This is a genomic window from Photorhabdus machadonis, assembly GCF_052657765.1.
This window is the reverse complement of sequence record NZ_CP199761.1, coordinates 2,350,853-2,368,827: the sequence shown is the minus strand read 5'-3', so window position 1 is coordinate 2,368,827 and position 17,975 is coordinate 2,350,853. Positions and strand designations below refer to the sequence as shown.

18 protein-coding genes are annotated in these 17,975 nt (G+C 44.4%); 14 read left to right on the top strand and 4 right to left on the bottom strand.

Features of this window, described 5'->3' with window-relative positions:
• Positions 1-25: 25 nt before the first annotated feature.
• Positions 26-496 (top strand): thioredoxin-dependent thiol peroxidase, encoded by a 471-nt coding sequence (gene bcp, locus ACUN2T_RS11300; protein WP_445497537.1) that lies wholly within the window; start codon positions 26-28, stop codon positions 494-496.
• 157 nt (positions 497-653) lie between these two features.
• Here bcp and ACUN2T_RS11295 read toward each other — a convergent pair whose 3' ends face one another.
• Positions 654-1,733, bottom strand: coding sequence for an AI-2E family transporter (locus tag ACUN2T_RS11295; protein WP_445497536.1), 1,080 nt, complete (start codon positions 1,731-1,733; stop codon positions 654-656).
• 136 nt (positions 1,734-1,869) lie between these two features.
• Here ACUN2T_RS11295 and ACUN2T_RS11290 point away from each other — a divergent pair, with 136 nt between their 5' ends.
• Both ACUN2T_RS11290 and arsC read left to right on the top strand, forming a co-directional pair.
• The gene (locus tag ACUN2T_RS11290; RefSeq protein WP_445497535.1) at positions 1,870-3,333 is read left to right on the top strand and encodes a beta-barrel assembly-enhancing protease; all 1,464 of its coding nucleotides are present in this window, start codon (positions 1,870-1,872) and stop codon (positions 3,331-3,333) included.
• 9 nt (positions 3,334-3,342) lie between these two features.
• Positions 3,343-3,699, top strand: a complete 357-nt coding sequence (gene arsC, locus ACUN2T_RS11285; protein ID WP_445497534.1) for an arsenate reductase (glutaredoxin) — start codon at positions 3,343-3,345, stop codon at positions 3,697-3,699.
• A gap of 170 nt (positions 3,700-3,869) precedes the next feature.
• Here the strand turns inward: arsC and hda are convergent, their stop codons facing one another.
• Positions 3,870-4,577: a DnaA inactivator Hda gene (hda, locus tag ACUN2T_RS11280; protein ID WP_445497858.1), complete on the bottom strand. Its 708-nt coding sequence runs from the start codon at positions 4,575-4,577 to the stop codon at positions 3,870-3,872.
• 654 nt (positions 4,578-5,231) lie between these two features.
• On the opposite strand from hda, the gene ACUN2T_RS11275 reads away from it, so the two are divergent.
• From ACUN2T_RS11275 to ACUN2T_RS11250, 6 genes are all read left to right on the top strand, one after another.
• Entirely contained in the window at positions 5,232-5,537 is a 306-nt protein-coding gene (locus ACUN2T_RS11275; protein ID WP_445497533.1) for a PTS sugar transporter subunit IIB, read from the top strand.
• A gap of 28 nt (positions 5,538-5,565) precedes the next feature.
• Complete coding sequence (locus ACUN2T_RS11270; RefSeq protein ID WP_445497532.1) at positions 5,566-6,888, top strand: PTS sugar transporter subunit IIC; 1,323 nt, start codon at positions 5,566-5,568, stop codon at positions 6,886-6,888.
• 24 nt (positions 6,889-6,912) lie between these two features.
• Positions 6,913-7,236 carry a PTS lactose/cellobiose transporter subunit IIA gene (locus ACUN2T_RS11265; RefSeq protein WP_445497531.1) on the top strand — a complete coding sequence of 108 codons (324 nt, stop codon included), beginning with the start codon at positions 6,913-6,915 and terminating at the stop codon, positions 7,234-7,236.
• Complete coding sequence (locus ACUN2T_RS11260; RefSeq protein ID WP_445497530.1) at positions 7,233-8,540, top strand: 6-phospho-beta-glucosidase; 1,308 nt, start codon at positions 7,233-7,235, stop codon at positions 8,538-8,540. The genes ACUN2T_RS11265 and ACUN2T_RS11260 overlap by 4 nt, the downstream gene beginning before the upstream one ends.
• 209 nt (positions 8,541-8,749) lie before the next feature.
• Complete coding sequence (locus tag ACUN2T_RS11255; protein ID WP_445497529.1) at positions 8,750-9,247, top strand: hypothetical protein; 498 nt, start codon at positions 8,750-8,752, stop codon at positions 9,245-9,247.
• On the top strand, positions 9,231-9,401 hold the full coding sequence (locus ACUN2T_RS11250) for a hypothetical protein (protein WP_445497528.1): 171 nt from the start codon (positions 9,231-9,233) through the stop codon (positions 9,399-9,401). The genes ACUN2T_RS11255 and ACUN2T_RS11250 overlap by 17 nt, the downstream gene beginning before the upstream one ends.
• Before the next feature lie 119 nt (positions 9,402-9,520).
• On the opposite strand, the gene uraA is transcribed toward ACUN2T_RS11250, so the two are convergent.
• The gene (gene uraA / locus ACUN2T_RS11245; protein ID WP_445497527.1) at positions 9,521-10,822 is read right to left on the bottom strand and encodes a uracil permease; all 1,302 of its coding nucleotides are present in this window, start codon (positions 10,820-10,822) and stop codon (positions 9,521-9,523) included.
• A gap of 67 nt (positions 10,823-10,889) precedes the next feature.
• Positions 10,890-11,516, bottom strand: coding sequence for a uracil phosphoribosyltransferase (gene upp / locus ACUN2T_RS11240; RefSeq protein ID WP_445497526.1), 627 nt, complete (start codon positions 11,514-11,516; stop codon positions 10,890-10,892).
• A gap of 227 nt (positions 11,517-11,743) precedes the next feature.
• On the opposite strand from upp, the gene purM reads away from it, so the two are divergent.
• The 5 genes from purM to ppx all read left to right on the top strand — a co-directional run bounded on the left by purM (position 11,744) and on the right by ppx (position 17,762).
• Positions 11,744-12,784 carry a phosphoribosylformylglycinamidine cyclo-ligase gene (gene purM, locus ACUN2T_RS11235; RefSeq protein WP_445497525.1) on the top strand — a complete coding sequence of 347 codons (1,041 nt, stop codon included), beginning with the start codon at positions 11,744-11,746 and terminating at the stop codon, positions 12,782-12,784.
• On the top strand, positions 12,781-13,419 hold the full coding sequence (purN, locus tag ACUN2T_RS11230) for a phosphoribosylglycinamide formyltransferase (protein ID WP_445497524.1): 639 nt from the start codon (positions 12,781-12,783) through the stop codon (positions 13,417-13,419). The genes purM and purN overlap by 4 nt, the downstream gene beginning before the upstream one ends.
• A gap of 99 nt (positions 13,420-13,518) precedes the next feature.
• On the top strand, positions 13,519-14,064 hold the full coding sequence (gene speG / locus ACUN2T_RS11225; protein WP_445497523.1) for a spermidine N1-acetyltransferase: 546 nt from the start codon (positions 13,519-13,521) through the stop codon (positions 14,062-14,064).
• Between the two features lie 89 nt (positions 14,065-14,153).
• Positions 14,154-16,226 (top strand): polyphosphate kinase 1, encoded by a 2,073-nt coding sequence (gene ppk1 / locus ACUN2T_RS11220; protein ID WP_445497522.1) that lies wholly within the window; start codon positions 14,154-14,156, stop codon positions 16,224-16,226.
• A gap of 3 nt (positions 16,227-16,229) precedes the next feature.
• On the top strand, positions 16,230-17,762 hold the full coding sequence (gene ppx, locus ACUN2T_RS11215) for an exopolyphosphatase (RefSeq protein WP_445497521.1): 1,533 nt from the start codon (positions 16,230-16,232) through the stop codon (positions 17,760-17,762).
• Positions 17,763-17,975: the final 213 nt, after the last annotated feature.

Genomic DNA, 17,975 nt, shown 5'->3' with positions numbered 1-17,975 from the left:
AGAAAGATTAAACGGAGAATACGTGATGAGCCCATTGAAAGCCGGCGATAAGGCCCCTCAATTCAGCCTTCCTGACCAAGATGGAGAAACAATCAACTTGTCTGATTTCGAAGGTCAGCGTGTTTTAGTTTATTTTTACCCTAAGGCAATGACTCCTGGCTGTACAGTACAAGCCTGTGGTCTGCGCGATGAAATGGATACATTAAAGCAATCAGGTGTTGAAGTGCTGGGTATCAGTACCGATAACCCAAGTAAACTGTCACGCTTTGTGGAGAAAGAAATGCTGAACTTCACATTGTTGTCTGATAAGGATCATCAAATTGCTGAACAATTTGGTGTTTGGGGCGAGAAACAGTTTATGGGTAAAACCTATGATGGTATCCACCGTATCAGTTTCCTGATTGATATCAAAGGTAATATTGAACACGTTTTTGATAAATTTAAGACCAGTGATCACCATCAGATCGTGGTGGATTATCTGAAACAGCATCTTTAATAAAAACCGCTAAAAAATTAATCGTATTCATTCAGCAACTCAAGATACCTGGGGTAAGTACGGGAGAGACATTCCCATCCCGTACTTATCTTAATAACAAGTAACCGGCATTAACCCAGAAATAAATATAAAAGCCACTTTCATATTAAAAATAAACTTATTCCTTTATTTCTTCGTCTTCTGTTATAACTATCTCCTCCGGCCATGCATGAATAACGGCTTTAATCAGCGTCGCTAACGGAATAGCAAAGAATATGCCCCAAAATCCCCATAAGCCACCAAAAGTAATCACAGAAAGAATAATCACCAGCGGATGCAAATTTACTGCTTCAGAGAACAAAATCGGCACCAGCAAATTACCATCCAGCCCTTGAATAACCAGATAAGCAATAATCAAGGTCCAGAAATCTGTCCCAACACCCCATTGAAATAAAGCAACCAGAATAACAGGAATAGTGACAATCACCGCCCCCACATAAGGAATTAACACCGACAGCCCAACCAGAACAGCAAGCAGCAGTGAATAATCTAACCTAAAAAATGCGAATACCGCGTAGGTACAGATACCAACTATCACCATCTCCGTGACTTTACCACGGATATAGTTAGTGATTTGCTGATTCATCTCACGCCATACCTGACCGGCCAAAATGCGGTTACGTGGTAAAACCCGTTGCAACGCTTTCAACATCTGGTTTTTATCTTTCAGCAGGAAAAAGGCCATTAATGGCACAAGAATCAGGTAGATAGCCAATGTCAGCAAACCAATCAATGAAGCTACCGAAAACTTCACCACGGATTCTCCGGCAGTTGAAATCTTACTGCGCAGATTTTCGGCCATCATATCAATGATGCCAGCATCAACCAAAGCCGGATAACGGGTCGGTAATGTTTGGGCATATTCATTAAACCGGTTAAGCATATTAGGCATATCTGACAACAGATTAATTCCCTGCTGCCATGCCGTTGGTGCCACAATCAGAATGACCAGTAAACTGATCCCGGAAAAAATAATTAGCACAATACAAACAGCCACTGTCCGCGAACATCCCAACTTCTCAAGTTGGGCAGTTGGCCATTCCAATAAATAAGCGAGAACAATCGCCACCAGTAATGGGGTCAAAATGCCATGTAAGAAATAAATAATGCAAAACCCTGCCAGAAGGATGACGAACAACGCAATAACTTGCGGATCAGTAAACCGACGGCGATACCACTGTATAATCATATCCAGCATTGACCTGGCTCCTTGATAGCAATATTCATGTTTCTATTTTTATTAAAAATTGTACTAATAGGTTAATTTTAAGGTACCCTTATTCATCATACACGTATTATCTAAAACGATGGCTAAATGAGAGCATTTTTGTTTTATGAAAATAATGTCTAAACAATCCCTGACAGCAATATTGATCAGTACATTATTGCTAGTGAGTCCCCCGGTTCTCAGCGCCTCTATTGAAGATTCATTGCCGGATATAGGTACCACGGCAGGTTCAACCCTGAGCATCAATCAGGAACTGGCAATGGGCGATTTTTACGTCCGCCAGATGCGTGACAACGCTCCGCTGATTTATGACCCACTATTAACGCAATATATCAATACCCTTGGACAAAGGTTGGTGGCGAATGCCGATTCAGTTAAAACACCTTTCCATTTTTATCTGATCAATAACCCGAATATCAACGCTTACGCTTTCTTTGGCGGCAACGTCGTACTCCATGCCGCACTTTTTCGTTATAGCCGTAATGAAAGCGAACTGGCATCCGTTATGGCCCATGAAATTTCCCACGTCACTCAGCGCCATCTGGCACGTATGATGGAAGATCAACAGCGTACCGCACCGCTGGCTTGGGCAAGTACGCTGGGTTCTATCCTGTTGATGATGGCTAACCCACAAGCGGGAATGGCAGCACTTAGCGGAACGCTTGCCGGTATACAACAAGGTATGATCAGCTTTACCCAATCCAACGAGCAGGAAGCTGACCGCATTGGCATGCAGACGCTACGCAAAGCAGGTTTTGATCCTCAAGGTATGCCGGATTTTATGCAGATCCTGGCAGATCAGACCCGTTACCGTTCTAAACCACCAGAGATGTTGTTGACTCACCCACTACCTGACAGCCGCCTTGCTGATGCTCGTAACCGTGCTAACCAATATCCCGCCAAGCATGTTCCACAATCTCAAGATTTTCTGTTCGCCAGAATCCGTATTATGGGAATGTACACCACGGAGCAACGCGGCTATCTGGAACAAATTTTAGAAAATTACCGTAAAGGCACAGCGAAAGAGCAACTTGCCGCCGCGTATGGGCAGGCAATCTTACTTTCTCAAGATAAAAAATACGCTGAAGCACGGGCTATTCTGGAACCATTATTAGCAAAACAACCAGATAACCTCTGGTTTATTGACACGATGACCGATATTGATATTGAACAGCACCGAGCAGCTCAGGCGATCACCCGATTACAAAACGCCTTACAAAAACAAAAAGACAATTTGGTCTTACAGATTAATCTGGCAAACGCACTCATTCGTGCCAAGCAATACCAGCAGGCTACAAAGCTGCTCTACCGTTATACGTTCAATAATCCTGATGATCCAAACGGTTGGCACCTGATGAGGGAAGCCGCCGCCCAACAAGGAAAACGCCATGAAGAGTTATCGGCGTATGCTGAAGAAATGGCACTTCTTGGTCAGTTTAACAATGCCATTAAATACCTCAGCAGTGCCAGCGCACTAGTAAAATTAGGCAGTTATGACCAAGAACGTTATGATGCCCGTATCGATCAGTTACGCCAGCTACAACAGCGTTACAATCAATACAAACGTTAAGGAACTTTTATGCAACAGGTGATCATTTATCATAACCCCCGCTGCGCCAAAAGCCGTGAAACTTTGGCTCTTATTGAAGGGCAAGGAATTAAGCCGCAGATTATTCTTTATCTGGAGGTCCCTCCCACGGTAGAGCAATTATCTGTTCTGTTAAAACAGCTTGGTTTTCATGATGCGCGCCAGTTGATGCGAACGAAAGAAGAGCTATACAAAGAGTTGAATCTGGCCGATGAACAACTCACGCAACACGATCGACTGAAAGTGATGGTTGCCAACCCTAAACTAATTGAGCGCCCTATTGTCGTTTGTGGTGATAAAGCCAGACTTGGGCGCCCGCCGGAACAAGTAAAAGAAATTCTTGGCTAATCCGATAGATATATACCCAATAGATTTCAAGATGCATCGCGGCGGCAAGGGAGTGAATCCCCGGGAGCATAGATAACGATGTGACCGGGGTGAGCGAGTGCAGCCAACAAAGAGGCAACTTGAAAGATAACGGGTATAGAGATATGATGATGGTAAAATTACCATCATCTTTAAAGATGCAGAATATCCTTCACAAATGGAATCGTTAGCTTACGCTGGGCAACTATCGAAGCATGATCTAACTGATTCAATGTCATAAACAGCGTCCGCATTTCTCTGTCTAATCTTTTCAGTAAGAAGCGTCCCACATCTTCCGGCAACTCAAACCCACGTAATTTTGCACGCAGTTGCAAAGCCTGTAATTTCTCATCATCGGAAAGGGGTTGTAATTTATAAATTTGCCCCCAGTCTAGACGGGAAGCCAAATCAGGTAATCTAAGATCAATTTGACGAGGTGGACGATCACCACTGATAAGCAAACAAGTGCGACCAATTTCCAGAATGCGATTATAAAGATTAAAAATCGCCATTTCCCACTCGTCATCACCAGCAATACATTCGATATTATCGATACAAACCAGTGATAAGTGCTCCATACCATCAAGCACCTCAGGGATAAAATAGGCACGTTTATCCAGCGGAACATAGCCCACAGCTTCGTCTTTCAGGGACAATTCAGCACATGCAGCATGCAACAAATGACTTCTCCCCCCACTATCACGGGACCAAAAATAAATATAGCTGCCATGCGGCTGATTAATGGCCAATTGGATTGCAGCTAACAGGGTGGCGTTTTCCCCCGGAAAGAAACTGGCAAAAGTTTCGTCATCGGGAAGATATAAAGGTAATGAAAGCTGCGATGGTGTGTTCAGAAGCACCTCAAACAGAGCAGGTAACAAGCGCAAACAAGTTTATCACAGAAAATAGTTGTAAATGAACTGTATAGATAAATAATAAAAAAACTATTTTTTGGATTCAATAAGTTAAACCCATTTCAGCCTCCTCCTTAAATGCACAATATTTCTTCATAAATACAGAACAACCTGCAAACACCGGTGAAATATTCTGAATGCGGAGACAGGAAAGGTCTACGTTTTTCATTTTATGCTATTTAAGAGGGAATTGTCAGATGGTGAGATTTGTCCGTTTTCAGAAGGATCAATGTGTAATAGTTTTTACTCCAGTTTCACAGCATAAACCGTTTCCGGCCTATCTGCGCCAGTAACCCTGATACGCAGAGTATTAACAAAATGATCAATAATCAACGTCCGATTGGCGTAAAAACGAGCAACCCACTATTTTCATGAAATAAGAAATCCCTCTGCAACGCCCCGTACAGCCTGACATTTTCACGCTATGTTCAATACAAATAAAGATCACATTCTATCGCTATTTCTCACACTATTTTGATTAACATGCCAACAAAATCGCAACAAATTTAACATAAGTGCTAATCTTAAATAAGAAGTGGGTGTGTTCTCATTTACCACCGACCCCATGATCAACTGACATAATAAACAGGAAGCTGAGTGATGAAAAAAATCCTATTGTGTTGCGCTGCCGGTATGTCCACCAGCATGCTGGTACAACGTATGCAGGCAGAAGTGACAAAACGCGCATTGGACATTGAGATCAAGGCCGTCCCTACCGCTGCGCTAGAACATCATATAACCGATGCCGACGTTGTTTTACTTGGTCCGCAGGTAAGATATCAGTTGGCTCATTTTTCCGCTATCGCCAAACCACTCGGTAAGCCAATAGATGTTATTGACATGATGGATTACGGCGCTCTTCGTGGTGACAAAGTTCTCGATAAGGCATTAAGACTGTTGGAATAATCAAGTTCATCATCACGCGGAGTGCACCATGAGCCTCTATACTTCTTTCATGCGCATCGTAGAAAGCCATATTGTCCCGCTTGCTGGACGAATCGGTAACCAGCGACATATTAGTGCGATACGTGACGGCTTTATCTCAGCCATGCCATTTTTGCTCATCGGCAGTATCATGTTAATTGTGGCAAATCCACCATTTGATGCACAAACTTCATCCTCATTCGGTCAGGCTTGGTTGTCCTTTGCTAAAACTTACTGGGGCACCATCACCATGCCTTACTTTATGACTATGGGATTAATGAGCGTATTTGTTTCAGTCGGCACGGCCTATAGCCTGGCTAAATCCTACAGCCTGGATGGGTTAACTTCTGCTTTACTGTCACTAATGGCATTTCTATTAGCGGCAGCACCGCAAATGGAAAACAAAATCGCACTCGATTTTCTCGGAGGAGCAGGTGTATTCACCTCATTGATTTGCGCTATCTGGTCAGTTGAGCTGACGCGTTTATTAAAAAAATACAACATCACCATCCGTATGCCAGCACAAGTACCACCGGCGATTGCCCGTTCTTTTGAACTTCTGTATCCGGTCATCGGTATCCTGCTGACGGTTTACCCGATCAGTTTGCTCTTGCAAAGTGAATTCAATCTGCTCATTCCCGCCGCCATCATGCAGATGTTCCAACCCCTCATTTCTGTCGGTGACACTCTGCCTGCCATTATGCTGGCGCTGCTGATTGCCAATCTACTGTGGTTTGCCGGTATTCACGGTGCCAATCTTATCACTGCCCTACTAAGCCCCATCTTTATGGCCAATATTGCCACCAATGCGGCATTAATGGCTCAAGGGGCCGCTGCAACCCAAATTCTCACTGATCCTTACTGGTCATTTTATATCTGTATTGGTGGCTCCGGTTCCACACTGGTTCTGGCTATTCTTTACCTGCGCAGTCGTTCTATACACTTGCGTACTATCGGAAAACTGAGTGTCGTTCCGGCCATGTTCAATATTAACGAACCCCTGTTATTTGGCTCGCCGATTGTTATGAATCCAACTCTATTAATTCCACTACTGGTTGTGCCATTAGTTAATGCCGTACTGTCCTACAGCACCCTGCATCTTGATCTGGTGCATAAAATGGTCGCTATCTCTCCCTGGACCACACCGGCTCCATTCGGTGCAATGCTTTCCGCCGCCTGGGATTACCGTGCAGCAGTGCTGGTTATCGTGCTCGTGATAATTGATCTCTTTATCTGGTATCCCTTCTTCAAAGTTTATGAAAAGCAATTAATCAATGAAGAAAATAAGCAGCAAGAAGACACGATATCCACCAGCGTAGAAACTCAATCTTAGCCATAATCTTTGGAGGATTTACACATGGATTTAGAACAAACTATTGTCGAACTGCTGGTTCATGCCGGGAGCGCACGCAGCCATGCGCTGATGGCATTACAACATGCCAGAAACGGTGACTTTCAAACCTCACAAACCCTGATGGCAGAATCCCAACAAGCGATCAAAGAGGCGCACACCATTCAAACCACGCTAATCGGGTTGGATGAAGGCGGCGGTAAATTGCCGGTCAATCTGATCACTATACATGCACAAGATCATCTAATGAACGCGATGGTTATTCAGGATCTTGCCGGTGATATGATTGAACTCTATCGCCGAATACCATTGCGAGAGGAAAAAATATGAAACAGATCAAAATAGCCGTTATTGGCGGCGGTAGCAGCTACACACCTGAATTGGTAGAAGGACTCATTCAACGCAGCAAAAACATTCCACTCTCTGAACTGGCATTGGTTGATATTGATGGTGGAAAACAAAAAGTAGAAATTATCGCCGCACTTACCCGCCGGATGTTAGCCCGTCATGGCCTGGAGCACGTTACCGTCAGCGTACATTTCACACCGGATAATGCGATCCGCGGTGCCAGTTTCATTTTGACTCAATTACGTGTTGGTCAGCTTCCTGCACGTGCTATGGACGAGCGTCTGGGGCTGAAATATGGCTTAATCGGTCAGGAAACAACGGGCGTAGGCGGATTTGCCAAGGCATTACGTACCATTCCGGTTTTACTGGATATCGCCCGCAAAGTTGAACAACTTGCGCCAGAGGCATGGATTGTTAACTTCACTAACCCGGCAGGGATCGTCACCGAAGCGGTTTCTCGTTACAGCCAGGCAAAAATAATCGGCCTGTGTAATGTTCCAGTCACCATGCACCATATGATTGCCAATATGCTGCAACACCCTTATCAAGATGTGCAATTACGTTTTGCAGGGCTTAATCATATGGTTTGGGTACACCAGGTACTGGTTTCAGGGCAGGATGAAACACATCGGGTACTTGATATGTTATGCAACGGTGTAGCATTAACCATGAATAACATTAAAGAATCTCCTTGGCCCCCGCCATTACTCAGCGCATTAGCTGCCATCCCCTGCCCTTATCACCGTTACTTCTATCAGACCCGCAGCATGTTGCAGGAAGAGCGTGAAGCCGCTGCCAAACAAGGCACACGGGCAGAGCAAGTCATGAAAGTAGAACAGGAGCTGTTTGAACTGTATGCCGATCCAAACCTTGCTCACAAACCAGAACAGCTCAGTTTCCGCGGTGGTTCATTCTATTCTGAAGTTGCACTGGATCTGATGTGCGCGATTCACAACAATCTTGACAGCCAACTGGTGGTTAATACCCCTAACCGCGGTGCTATCCGTGGCCTGCCGGACGATGCCGTTATTGAAACCAACTGTATCATTAATGCAGAGGGTGCCCACCCGCTGACATTTGGCCGCCTGCCTGACAGTATGTACTCTCTGACCCAACAGATAAAAACCTTCGAGCGTTTGACGATTGAAGCAGCAGTTCATGGCGATCGCAACGCGGCACTACGGGCATTGATCACCAACCCATTGGTTGCCGATGTAGATATTGCTTCACCGCTTTTGGATGACGTATTGGCAATAAATCGTGATTATCTGCCGCAATTTCAATGAATAATCTGTACCGGGTTGAATAACCTGAAACCAGAACGAGCATAAAATTAAAAAGATATCAGTTATTAGCCGCTAAAAGACTAATACTGATATCCTTTAATCGTAACTGACCTTGTAACCTCTTTTTTTGCGGCGTAACACGCATTTATTTCTCCTGTTAAGTTTGAACAGGAAAGTCTGCATTATAATACTGCTATGAAATCAATTGATTGAAGAATACTGAAAATATAAAGTTTCAACATGTTGAAACTTTGGGAAAATCTATGCCTTTTAAAATAGAAAACCTCGGCTATGGTGAAGCACATATCTCAGACTTTGAAGTGTCTAGCGTGGAATACACCTTGATTATAATGGAAATTATCTCAAAGGGAGATTCTTCTGTCGTTTTGCCTGAAAATTACAGACTCGACCGGGGCAGTTGCTTTGAAGTTTCATTTGATGCAAAAAACAATTTAGATAATAACACGCTATTTGAGAGGTACCCTACAAATAACCATCATCAGATGATAGGAATTATGTCCGAAGTTGAAAGGTTGATTAATGAGCACTATAATGCAGCTAGCCCTAGTGGATACATTTTGCTAGCCACAGATGAGCGACTAAACAGGGTCTATAAACGATATATTAATCGATTTGTGACACAAAGCGGCTTTACCATGACAGACAAGTTAGATCCAAACGGGAGGGGCTATGTCATACATACATAACGAACAAGCTGAAAAAGAAAGCCTTGAATTCGAAAAAGCTGTAGCTAAAAAGGCTGAACGTATGAGAGCTGCTTACAACGCCCTAAAGAAATCCGAACAAGAGGGCACTGTCCGGTATCTCAGTGAAAAGCAGAACTGGTACGTAGTCCGATAAACATTTAGAAAGGAGCGTTTCGCTCCTTTTTTCCTCCAATAGGCTCAATTATCATAAAGTAATGACATAACCGTAACTATATTGAAAACCATTCAAAGCAGGGAAATAAATCGAACTTATTACTTTAATGACTTATCACGCTTAACAGATTCAACAGAAGACTCAATATATTGTTCTTCAGGACGAATAATACTAATCAAGCGGAAAATCAGACTCATACCAATACCTACAACAGTTGCCAGCGCCATACCTTTAAGTTCAGCAACGCCAATATTAATTTTCGCGCCACTGACACCAATAATAAGAATAACGGAGGTTAGAATCAGATTTTGTGCTTTATTGTAATCCACTTTGGAATCAATCAGCACCCGAATACCCGATGCTCCGATAACCCCATAAAGTAACAGAGAAACACCACCCATGACCGGAACAGGCACAGCTTGAATTGCTGCCGCCAGTTTACCGACACAGGAGAGCAGAATAGCCAATACCGCAGCGCCACCAATAACCCAGGTGCTATAAACTTTGGTAATTGCCATCACACCAATATTTTCGCCATAAGTCGTGTTAGGGGTTGAACCAAAGAAACCGGAAATCACAGTTGAAAAACCATTCGCGAACATAGAACGGTGCAAACCGGGTTCCTTCAACAAATCTCTCTTCACAATATTTGCCGTAACAACTAAATGACCAACATGTTCCGCGATGACAACCAGTGCCGCTGGCAGGATCGTCATTATAGCGAACCACTCAAAACGAGGCGTGTAGAAAGTTGGCAATGCAAACCACGGTGCTTCACGCACGGGGGTCAAATCAACCTCCCCCATCAGAAATGCCAGGGCGTAACCCACTAACATCCCAATCAGAATCGGAATGATAGCCAGAAATCCACGGAACATTACAGAGCCCAGAATAGTTACCGCCAGCGTGACCAGCGAAATCGTCAGGGTTGTTGGATTAACATCAGCGCCTTCTGCCGGACGCAAACCGGCCATATCAGCCGCAACACCTGCAAGCTCCAGCCCGATAACCGCAACAATCGCCCCCATTGCCGCAGGTGGAAACAGCACATTAATCCAGCCTCGTCCCGCCACTTTGATAATCAATGAAACCAGGCAGAACAGCACACCACACAGGATAAAACCACCCAACGCTAATTCATACCCCAGTGGCAACAACAATAAAACCGGCGAAATAAATGCGAAACTCGATCCCAAATATGCCGGAATTTTTCCCTTACAGATAATCAGATATAACAATGTACCGATACCGTTAAAGAGCAGAATCGTCGCCGGGTTGACTTTAAACAGAATCGGCACCAATACCGTTGCACCAAACATAGCAAAAAGATGCTGGAAGCTCAGTGGAATGGTCTGTAAAAGTGGAGGCCGCTCATCTACCCCAATAGTGCGACGGGTCATTTATTTATCCTCTTCATCTTATCGCATCACGCACCAAAAAAAGCCGACTTAAAAGTCGGCTAACTTATTATTTTGTACCAAATATTTTATCGCCTGCATCCCCCAGGCCAGGCACAATGTATCCCTGCTCATTGAGTCTCTCATCAATAGAAGCGGTATACAGTTCTACATTAGGATGGGCTTTTTCCAGCGCAGCAATACCTTCAGGTGCAGCAACCAAAACCAGAACTTTAATCGACTGGCAACCTGCTTTTTTCAGTAAATCAATAGTTGCAATCATAGAACCGCCGGTCGCCAGCATGGGATCAACCACCAACGCCATACGTTCACCAATATTGGAAGCAAGTTTCTGGAAATAAGGGACCGGTTCTAACGTTTCTTCATCACGATACACACCTACGACACTGATCCGGGCACTTGGTACGTTCTCCAATACGCCATCCATCATACCCAATCCCGCACGCAGAATAGGCACAACGGTTATTTTCTTACCTTTAATCTGCTCAACAGCTACCGGGCCACACCAGCCATCAATAGTCACCTTTTCAGTTTCTAAATCAGCGGTTGCTTCATAAGTCAAAAGGCTTCCGACTTCTGCGGCCAGTTCACGAAAGCGTTTGGTGCTGATATCATTCGCTCGCATCAGGCCGAGTTTATGTTTAACAAGTGGGTGGTTCACCTCAACGATCTTCATGGACTTCTCCTACTGTATGTCAAGTCGCCGGCAGACAAAAAAATCGCCAGATTATACCGCCTTTTAACCATAACACCACTACCAATCTGTTGATTTTAATCAAACGCACGCCTTCTCTCTGATAACTGAGATCCTGAACAAGAGTCTCGCAAACGTTTGCTTAGGCTGCTAGAATTGTCAGCATTCTATCTTAATTTATTAAATGCAACCGCCTTGAGGGCTTCTCAGTGACCAATAAAACCTCTCTCAGCTATAAAGATGCCGGTGTAGATATCGATGCGGGTAATGCCTTGGTAGACCGTATCAAAGGTGTGGTAAAACAGACTCGTCGTCCAGAAGTCATGGGCGGTTTAGGTGGATTTGGCGCTTTATGTGCATTACCGCAAAAATACCGCGAACCTATTCTGGTTTCCGGTACCGACGGTGTTGGTACCAAATTACGTCTGGCGATGGATCTCAAACGCCATGATACTATCGGCATTGATTTAGTTGCCATGTGCGTCAACGACCTGGTTGTCCAGGGTGCAGAACCCCTATTCTTCCTTGATTATTATGCCACCGGAAAACTGGATGTTGATACCGCCGCCAGCGTTATCACCGGTATCGCGGAAGGTTGTAAATTATCCGGCTGTGCTCTGGTTGGTGGTGAAACCGCAGAAATGCCAGGGATGTATCACGGTGAAGATTATGATGTTGCCGGTTTCTGTGTTGGTGTCGTTGAGAAATCAGCAATCATTGATGGCAGTAAAGTTCAGGCGGGTGATGCCCTGATTGCTCTCGCCGCCAGTGGCCCTCATTCAAACGGCTATTCTCTGATACGCAAAATTCTGGCCGTCAGCAACACAGATCCAGAAACAACCAATCTGGAAGGCAAATCACTGGCAGATCACCTGCTCGCCCCAACAAAAATTTATGTAAAATCCCTTTTATCCCTGATTGAACACCTTGATGTTCACGCGATTGCTCATCTGACCGGCGGCGGCTTCTGGGAAAATATTCCACGTGTCCTGCCTGAAAATACCCAAGCGCAAATTAATGAATCCAGTTGGCAATGGCCGGCAATATTTAACTGGCTACAACAAACCGGTAATGTCAGCCGTCATGAAATGTACCGTACATTCAACTGTGGTGTCGGGATGGTCATTGCATTACCACAAACAGCCGTTGAACAAGCACTTGAATTACTCAACGCCGCCGGTGAAAAAGCCTGGCAAATCGGTACCATCACCACACAGAAAGAGAACGAACAACAGGTTGTTATTCAATGAAAAACATCGTTGTATTGATCTCCGGCAACGGCAGCAATCTCCAGGCGGTGATTGACGCCTGCCAGCAGAACAAAATCAGTGGGCACGTTTGTGCGGTATTCAGTAATACCGCCGATGCTTACGGTCTGCTACGGGCTAAACAGGCGGAAATTCCTGCCCATGTCATCAGCCCGAAAAACTATGCGGATCGCCAGACTTACGATCAAGCACTGAAATACGCCATCGATCAGTATCAACCCGATTTGGTCGTTCTTGCCGGTTATATGCGTATTCTGACACCGGATTTTGTTCAGCACTATCTTGGTCGCCTGCTAAATATTCACCCTTCTCTATTGCCAAAATATCCCGGTCTGCATACTCACTGCAAGGCAATGGAAAATGGCGATACAGAACACGGCACTTCCGTTCATTTTGTGACAGAAGAGCTGGATGGCGGCCCGGTGATCCTACAAGCCAAAGTGCCTATTTTTGCAAATGATCACAAAAGTGAGGTTATTAAACGGGTTCAAACTCAGGAGCACGATATCTACCCATTAGTTATCAACTGGTTTGTCGAAGGACGCCTGAGCATGGTTAATGGCAAAGCGTATCTGGATGGGAACATGCTTCCTCCACAAGGCTATGCCGCAGAATAATCTATTTATTCACCCCTAATTACAGTGCTGTGGTAGTATACCCAGCACTGCGAACTATTAATAATATGCTCTTATTTATTAAAAACACTGAGGTATCAAATGTCTGGTGGTTCTCATTCTCCACCTGTCAGGTTACGCCCCCTTGAGCGGGAAGATCTGCCTTTCATCCATCAATTAGATAACAACGCCAGCGTCATGCGTTACTGGTTCGAAGAACCTTATGAAGCTTTCGTTGAGTTGAGCGATCTCTACGACAAACATATTCACGATCAGAACGAGCGCCGGTTTATTATCGCGAGTTCTGGTGCCAAAGTTGGGCTGGTTGAATTAGTCGAAATCGACTACATCCATCGCCGGGCAGAATTTCAGATCATTATCGATCCGGCATATCAGGGCCAGGGCCATGCAACTAAAGCGGCAAAACTGGCGATGGAATACGCGTTTTCTGTACTTAATCTGTATAAACTCTATCTGATTGTCGATAAGGAGAACAATAAAGCCATTCATATCTATAACAAGCTGGGTTTCTACACTGAGGGCGAATTAATAGATGAATTCTTTATTAATGGCTGTTACCGCACAGCAATTCGCATGTGTGTTTTCCAACATCAATATTTCGCGTCCAAGGCAGATAAAAAGGCCTGAACCCACGATGACAGACGAGGTTATAACAACAGGCCACGACTAATAATACTCAAAATTTCAACACATTCACCTCAACACCTGGAGTAACAATGTCCCAAGACAGGCTCTATACCGAGAAAGAACTTAGTTGGTTATCCTTCAACGAACGTGTGCTTCAGGAAGCGGCGGATAAGAGCAACCCATTGATAGAACGGATGCGATTCTTGGGTATTTACTCCAATAATCTGGACGAATTTTACAAAGTTCGTTTTGCTGATGTGAAACGGCGAATACTGATTAATGAAGCGCGGGGGGGGTCCGCCACCAGTTCCCGGCACGCACTGAAAAAAATTCAATCCAAAGTCGCTAAAACCGATCAGGAATTTGATGTGCTCTATAATGAATTACTGCTGGAAATGGCCCGCAATCAAATTTTTCTGATCAATGAACGGCAAATTTCACCAAATCAGCAAATCTGGTTACGCCAATATTTTCGTCAACATCTGCGACCCCATATCACACCAATCCTGATTAACCCGGAAACGAATCTGGTTGAATTCCTGAAAGATGACTACACTTATCTGGCAGTTGAAATTGTCCACGGTCAGAATATCCAATATGCATTACTGGAAATTCCGTCAGATAAGGTACCACGGTTTGTTAATTTGCCGCCTGAAATGCCACGACGCCGCAAATCAATGATCCTGCTGGATAATATTCTGCGCTACTGTCTTGATGAAATTTTCAAAGGTTTCTTTGACTATGATTCACTCAATGCCTATTCAATGAAAATGACCCGTGACTCTGAATATGATTTAGCAACAGAGATGGAATCAAGCCTGCTCGAATTGATGTCATCCACCCTGAAACAACGGTTGACTGCGGAACCGGTAAGATTCGTTTATCAGAGAGAAATGCCGGATGAAATGGTGGAATTACTGCGTAGCAAACTTGGCCTGTCAAATGACGACTCGGTGATCGCTGGCGGACGCTATCACAACTTTAAAGATTTTATTAAATTTCCCAATGAGGGAAAGAAAAATCTGTTGAACAGGCCCTTACCAAGATTACGGCACACCTGGTTCGATAATTTTCGCAATGGCTTTGATGCTATTCGTGAACAGGATGTTCTGCTCTATTATCCCTATCACACCTTTGAACACGTACTGGAATTACTGCGCCAGGCTTCTTTTGACCCAAGCGTGCTTTCCATCAAGATCAATATTTATCGGGTAGCAAAAGACTCTCGCATTATTGAATCAATGATTCATGCTGCCCATAACGGTAAAAAAATTACCGTGGTGGTTGAATTGCAGGCACGATTTGATGAAGAAGCCAATATTCATTGGGCTAAGCGGCTGACCGAAGCGGGTGTACATGTTATTTTCTCGGCACCGGGGTTAAAGATTCACGCAAAACTGTTTTTTATTTCCCGTTTGGAAGGCGAAGAAATTGTTCGCTATGCCCATATTGGTACAGGTAACTTTAATGAAAAAACAGCGCGTCTCTATACCGACTATTCGCTGCTGACAGCCAATCCGCAAATTACCAACGAAGTCCGTCGGGTATTCAACTTTATTGAAAACCCCTATCGCCCGGTCAACTTTGAAAATCTGATGGTTTCGCCGCAAAATTCCCGCGCGATGCTCAACCAGCTTATTTCTCAGGAAATAGCAAACGCCAGAGCAGATAAACCCGCTGGCATTACGTTAAAAATCAATAACCTTGTTGATAAAGAGCTGGTGGACCTCCTGTACGACGCCTCAGAAGCCGGTGTGAAAATACGCCTGCTGATACGTGGTATGTGTTCACTGGTGCCCAATCAGCCAAAATTCAGCGAAAATATTCAAATCATCAGTATCGTTGACCGTTACCTCGAACATGATCGAGTTTATGTATTTACCAATAACGGCGATGAAAAAGTCTTTCTCTCCTCTGCCGACTGGATGACCCGTAATATCGACTATCGGATTGAAGTTGCTGTCTGCCTGCTTGATCCACAATTGAAACAGCGTGTACTGGATATTCTCGAACTACAATTCAACGATACGGTAAAAGCCCGTTACGTCGATAAAGAATTGAACAACAGTTATGTGCCACGGGGCAATAAACGGAAAATCCGTGCACAACTGGCGATTTATGACTATATAAAAGCCCTCGAACAACCTGGATCAAGAACCTAATTTATGCCGCTAACACACGATAAATCTACGCCCCGACCAATGGAAATTGCCGCTATCGATCTGGGTTCAAACAGTTTCCATATGATCATTGCACGAATCGTCAACGGCGCATTGCAAATCCTTAGCCGGTTAAAACAACATGTCTACCTTGCTTACGGCCTTAATCAAAAAAACGAATTAAGCGAAGAAGCCATGGAGCGCGGCCTGGCATGCCTTGCGCTGTTTGCTGAACGACTACAAGGCTTTCCGGCAGATAACGTCTGTCTGGTTGGCACTCACAGCTTACGTGAAGCCAGCAACGCCAAAGAATTCATCAGACGGGCACAAGCAGTCATCCCCTATCCAATTGAAATTATTTCCGGCCACGAAGAAGCCCGCCTGATCTACATGGGAGTCGAACACACTCAGCCAGAACAAGATCGTAAGCTGGTGATTGATATTGGCGGAGGCTCTACTGAACTGGTAATCGGCGAAAATTTTGAACCCTTATTAATAGAAAGCCGCCGGATGGGATGCATCAGTTTTTCTCACCAATTTTTTTCCGACGGTGAAATCAGTGCAGAGAAATTCCACAGAGCGCGGCTTGAAGCCGCTCAAAAACTGGAGAACCTCTCATGGCAATACCGCATAAAAGGCTGGAACTCCACGCTCGGCGCATCCGGGACAATCAAAGCAGTTTATGAAGTACTGGTCGCAATGGGAGAGAAGGATGGATTAATCACACCTGAACGGCTGGAAATGTTGGTCAAAGAGGTGCTTAAATTCAAAAAGTTAAAAACTCTCAACTTACCTGAATTATCCGATGATCGTAAACACGTTTTTGTTCCCGGCCTGGCTATCTTATGCGGTGTATTCGATGCTCTGCATATAAAAGAGTTACAGCTATCAGATGGTGCTCTGCGTGAAGGTGTTTTATATGAAATGGAAGGTCGCTTCCGCCATCAAGACATCCGCCGGAGAACGGCAAAAAGCCTGGCTGAGCACTATAATATCGACAGAGAACAGGCAAAGCGTGTGCTTGATACCACGGAAGTGCTTTACCAACAATGGGCCATCCAGAACCCAAAGCTGGTGCAGCCCCAACTCGAAGCCATTTTACACTGGGCGGCAATGCTGCACGAAGTTGGGCTGAGTATTAACTTAAGCGGATTACAGCGACACTCTGCTTATATTCTGCAAAATACCAACTTGCCAGGCTTTAATCAGGAACAACAATTACTGCTGGCAACACTGGTTCGCTATCACCGCAAAACAATAAAACTGGACGATTTGCCAAGATTCAATCTATTTAAGAAAAAACAATATTTGCCATTAATTCAAATCCTGCGTCTGGCGACATTACTCAATAATCAACGTCAATCCACAACCACCCCTGAATCACTCAGACTGGTTACTGATGATGGTCATTGGGCACTCTATCTGCCATACAATTACTTATCAGAAAACACCCTAATGCAACTTGATCTGGAAAAAGAGCAGGAATACTGGCATAACGTTACAGGTTGGCAATTAGAAATAGAAGAAGAATCAACATAGCGATTTAGCCCATGAAAAGAAGAAGCGATCTCAAATTACTAAACTGGTTCTACTTATCAGCTTTCTGATTTTATTTGGCCGTTTCATTTCTTCGTTCATAGCGGCATTAGATCATCATCCGCAAAATAAACAGGCGACAACAAAATAATCAATCTGGCACCACGACTCTCATCAATCAGCCTAATTTTCTCACTGTTTCCCCGAATTTTTCGG

Coding starts and splice junctions, on each gene's coding strand:
- ppx (WP_445497521.1), top strand. CDS start 16,230: ATGCCGCTAACACACGATAAATCTACGCCCCGACCAATGGAAATTGCC.
- uraA (WP_445497527.1), bottom strand. CDS start 10,822: ATGACCCGTCGCACTATTGGGGTAGATGAGCGGCCTCCACTTTTACAG.
- ACUN2T_RS11275 (WP_445497533.1), top strand. CDS start 5,232: ATGAAAAAAATCCTATTGTGTTGCGCTGCCGGTATGTCCACCAGCATG.
- arsC (WP_445497534.1), top strand. CDS start 3,343: ATGCAACAGGTGATCATTTATCATAACCCCCGCTGCGCCAAAAGCCGT.
- bcp (WP_445497537.1), top strand. CDS start 26: ATGAGCCCATTGAAAGCCGGCGATAAGGCCCCTCAATTCAGCCTTCCT.
- ACUN2T_RS11250 (WP_445497528.1), top strand. CDS start 9,231: ATGTCATACATACATAACGAACAAGCTGAAAAAGAAAGCCTTGAATTC.
- purN (WP_445497524.1), top strand. CDS start 12,781: ATGAAAAACATCGTTGTATTGATCTCCGGCAACGGCAGCAATCTCCAG.
- ACUN2T_RS11265 (WP_445497531.1), top strand. CDS start 6,913: ATGGATTTAGAACAAACTATTGTCGAACTGCTGGTTCATGCCGGGAGC.
- upp (WP_445497526.1), bottom strand. CDS start 11,516: ATGAAGATCGTTGAGGTGAACCACCCACTTGTTAAACATAAACTCGGC.
- ACUN2T_RS11290 (WP_445497535.1), top strand. CDS start 1,870: ATGAAAATAATGTCTAAACAATCCCTGACAGCAATATTGATCAGTACA.
- ppk1 (WP_445497522.1), top strand. CDS start 14,154: ATGTCCCAAGACAGGCTCTATACCGAGAAAGAACTTAGTTGGTTATCC.
- ACUN2T_RS11295 (WP_445497536.1), bottom strand. CDS start 1,733: ATGCTGGATATGATTATACAGTGGTATCGCCGTCGGTTTACTGATCCG.
- ACUN2T_RS11270 (WP_445497532.1), top strand. CDS start 5,566: ATGAGCCTCTATACTTCTTTCATGCGCATCGTAGAAAGCCATATTGTC.
- ACUN2T_RS11260 (WP_445497530.1), top strand. CDS start 7,233: ATGAAACAGATCAAAATAGCCGTTATTGGCGGCGGTAGCAGCTACACA.
- speG (WP_445497523.1), top strand. CDS start 13,519: ATGTCTGGTGGTTCTCATTCTCCACCTGTCAGGTTACGCCCCCTTGAG.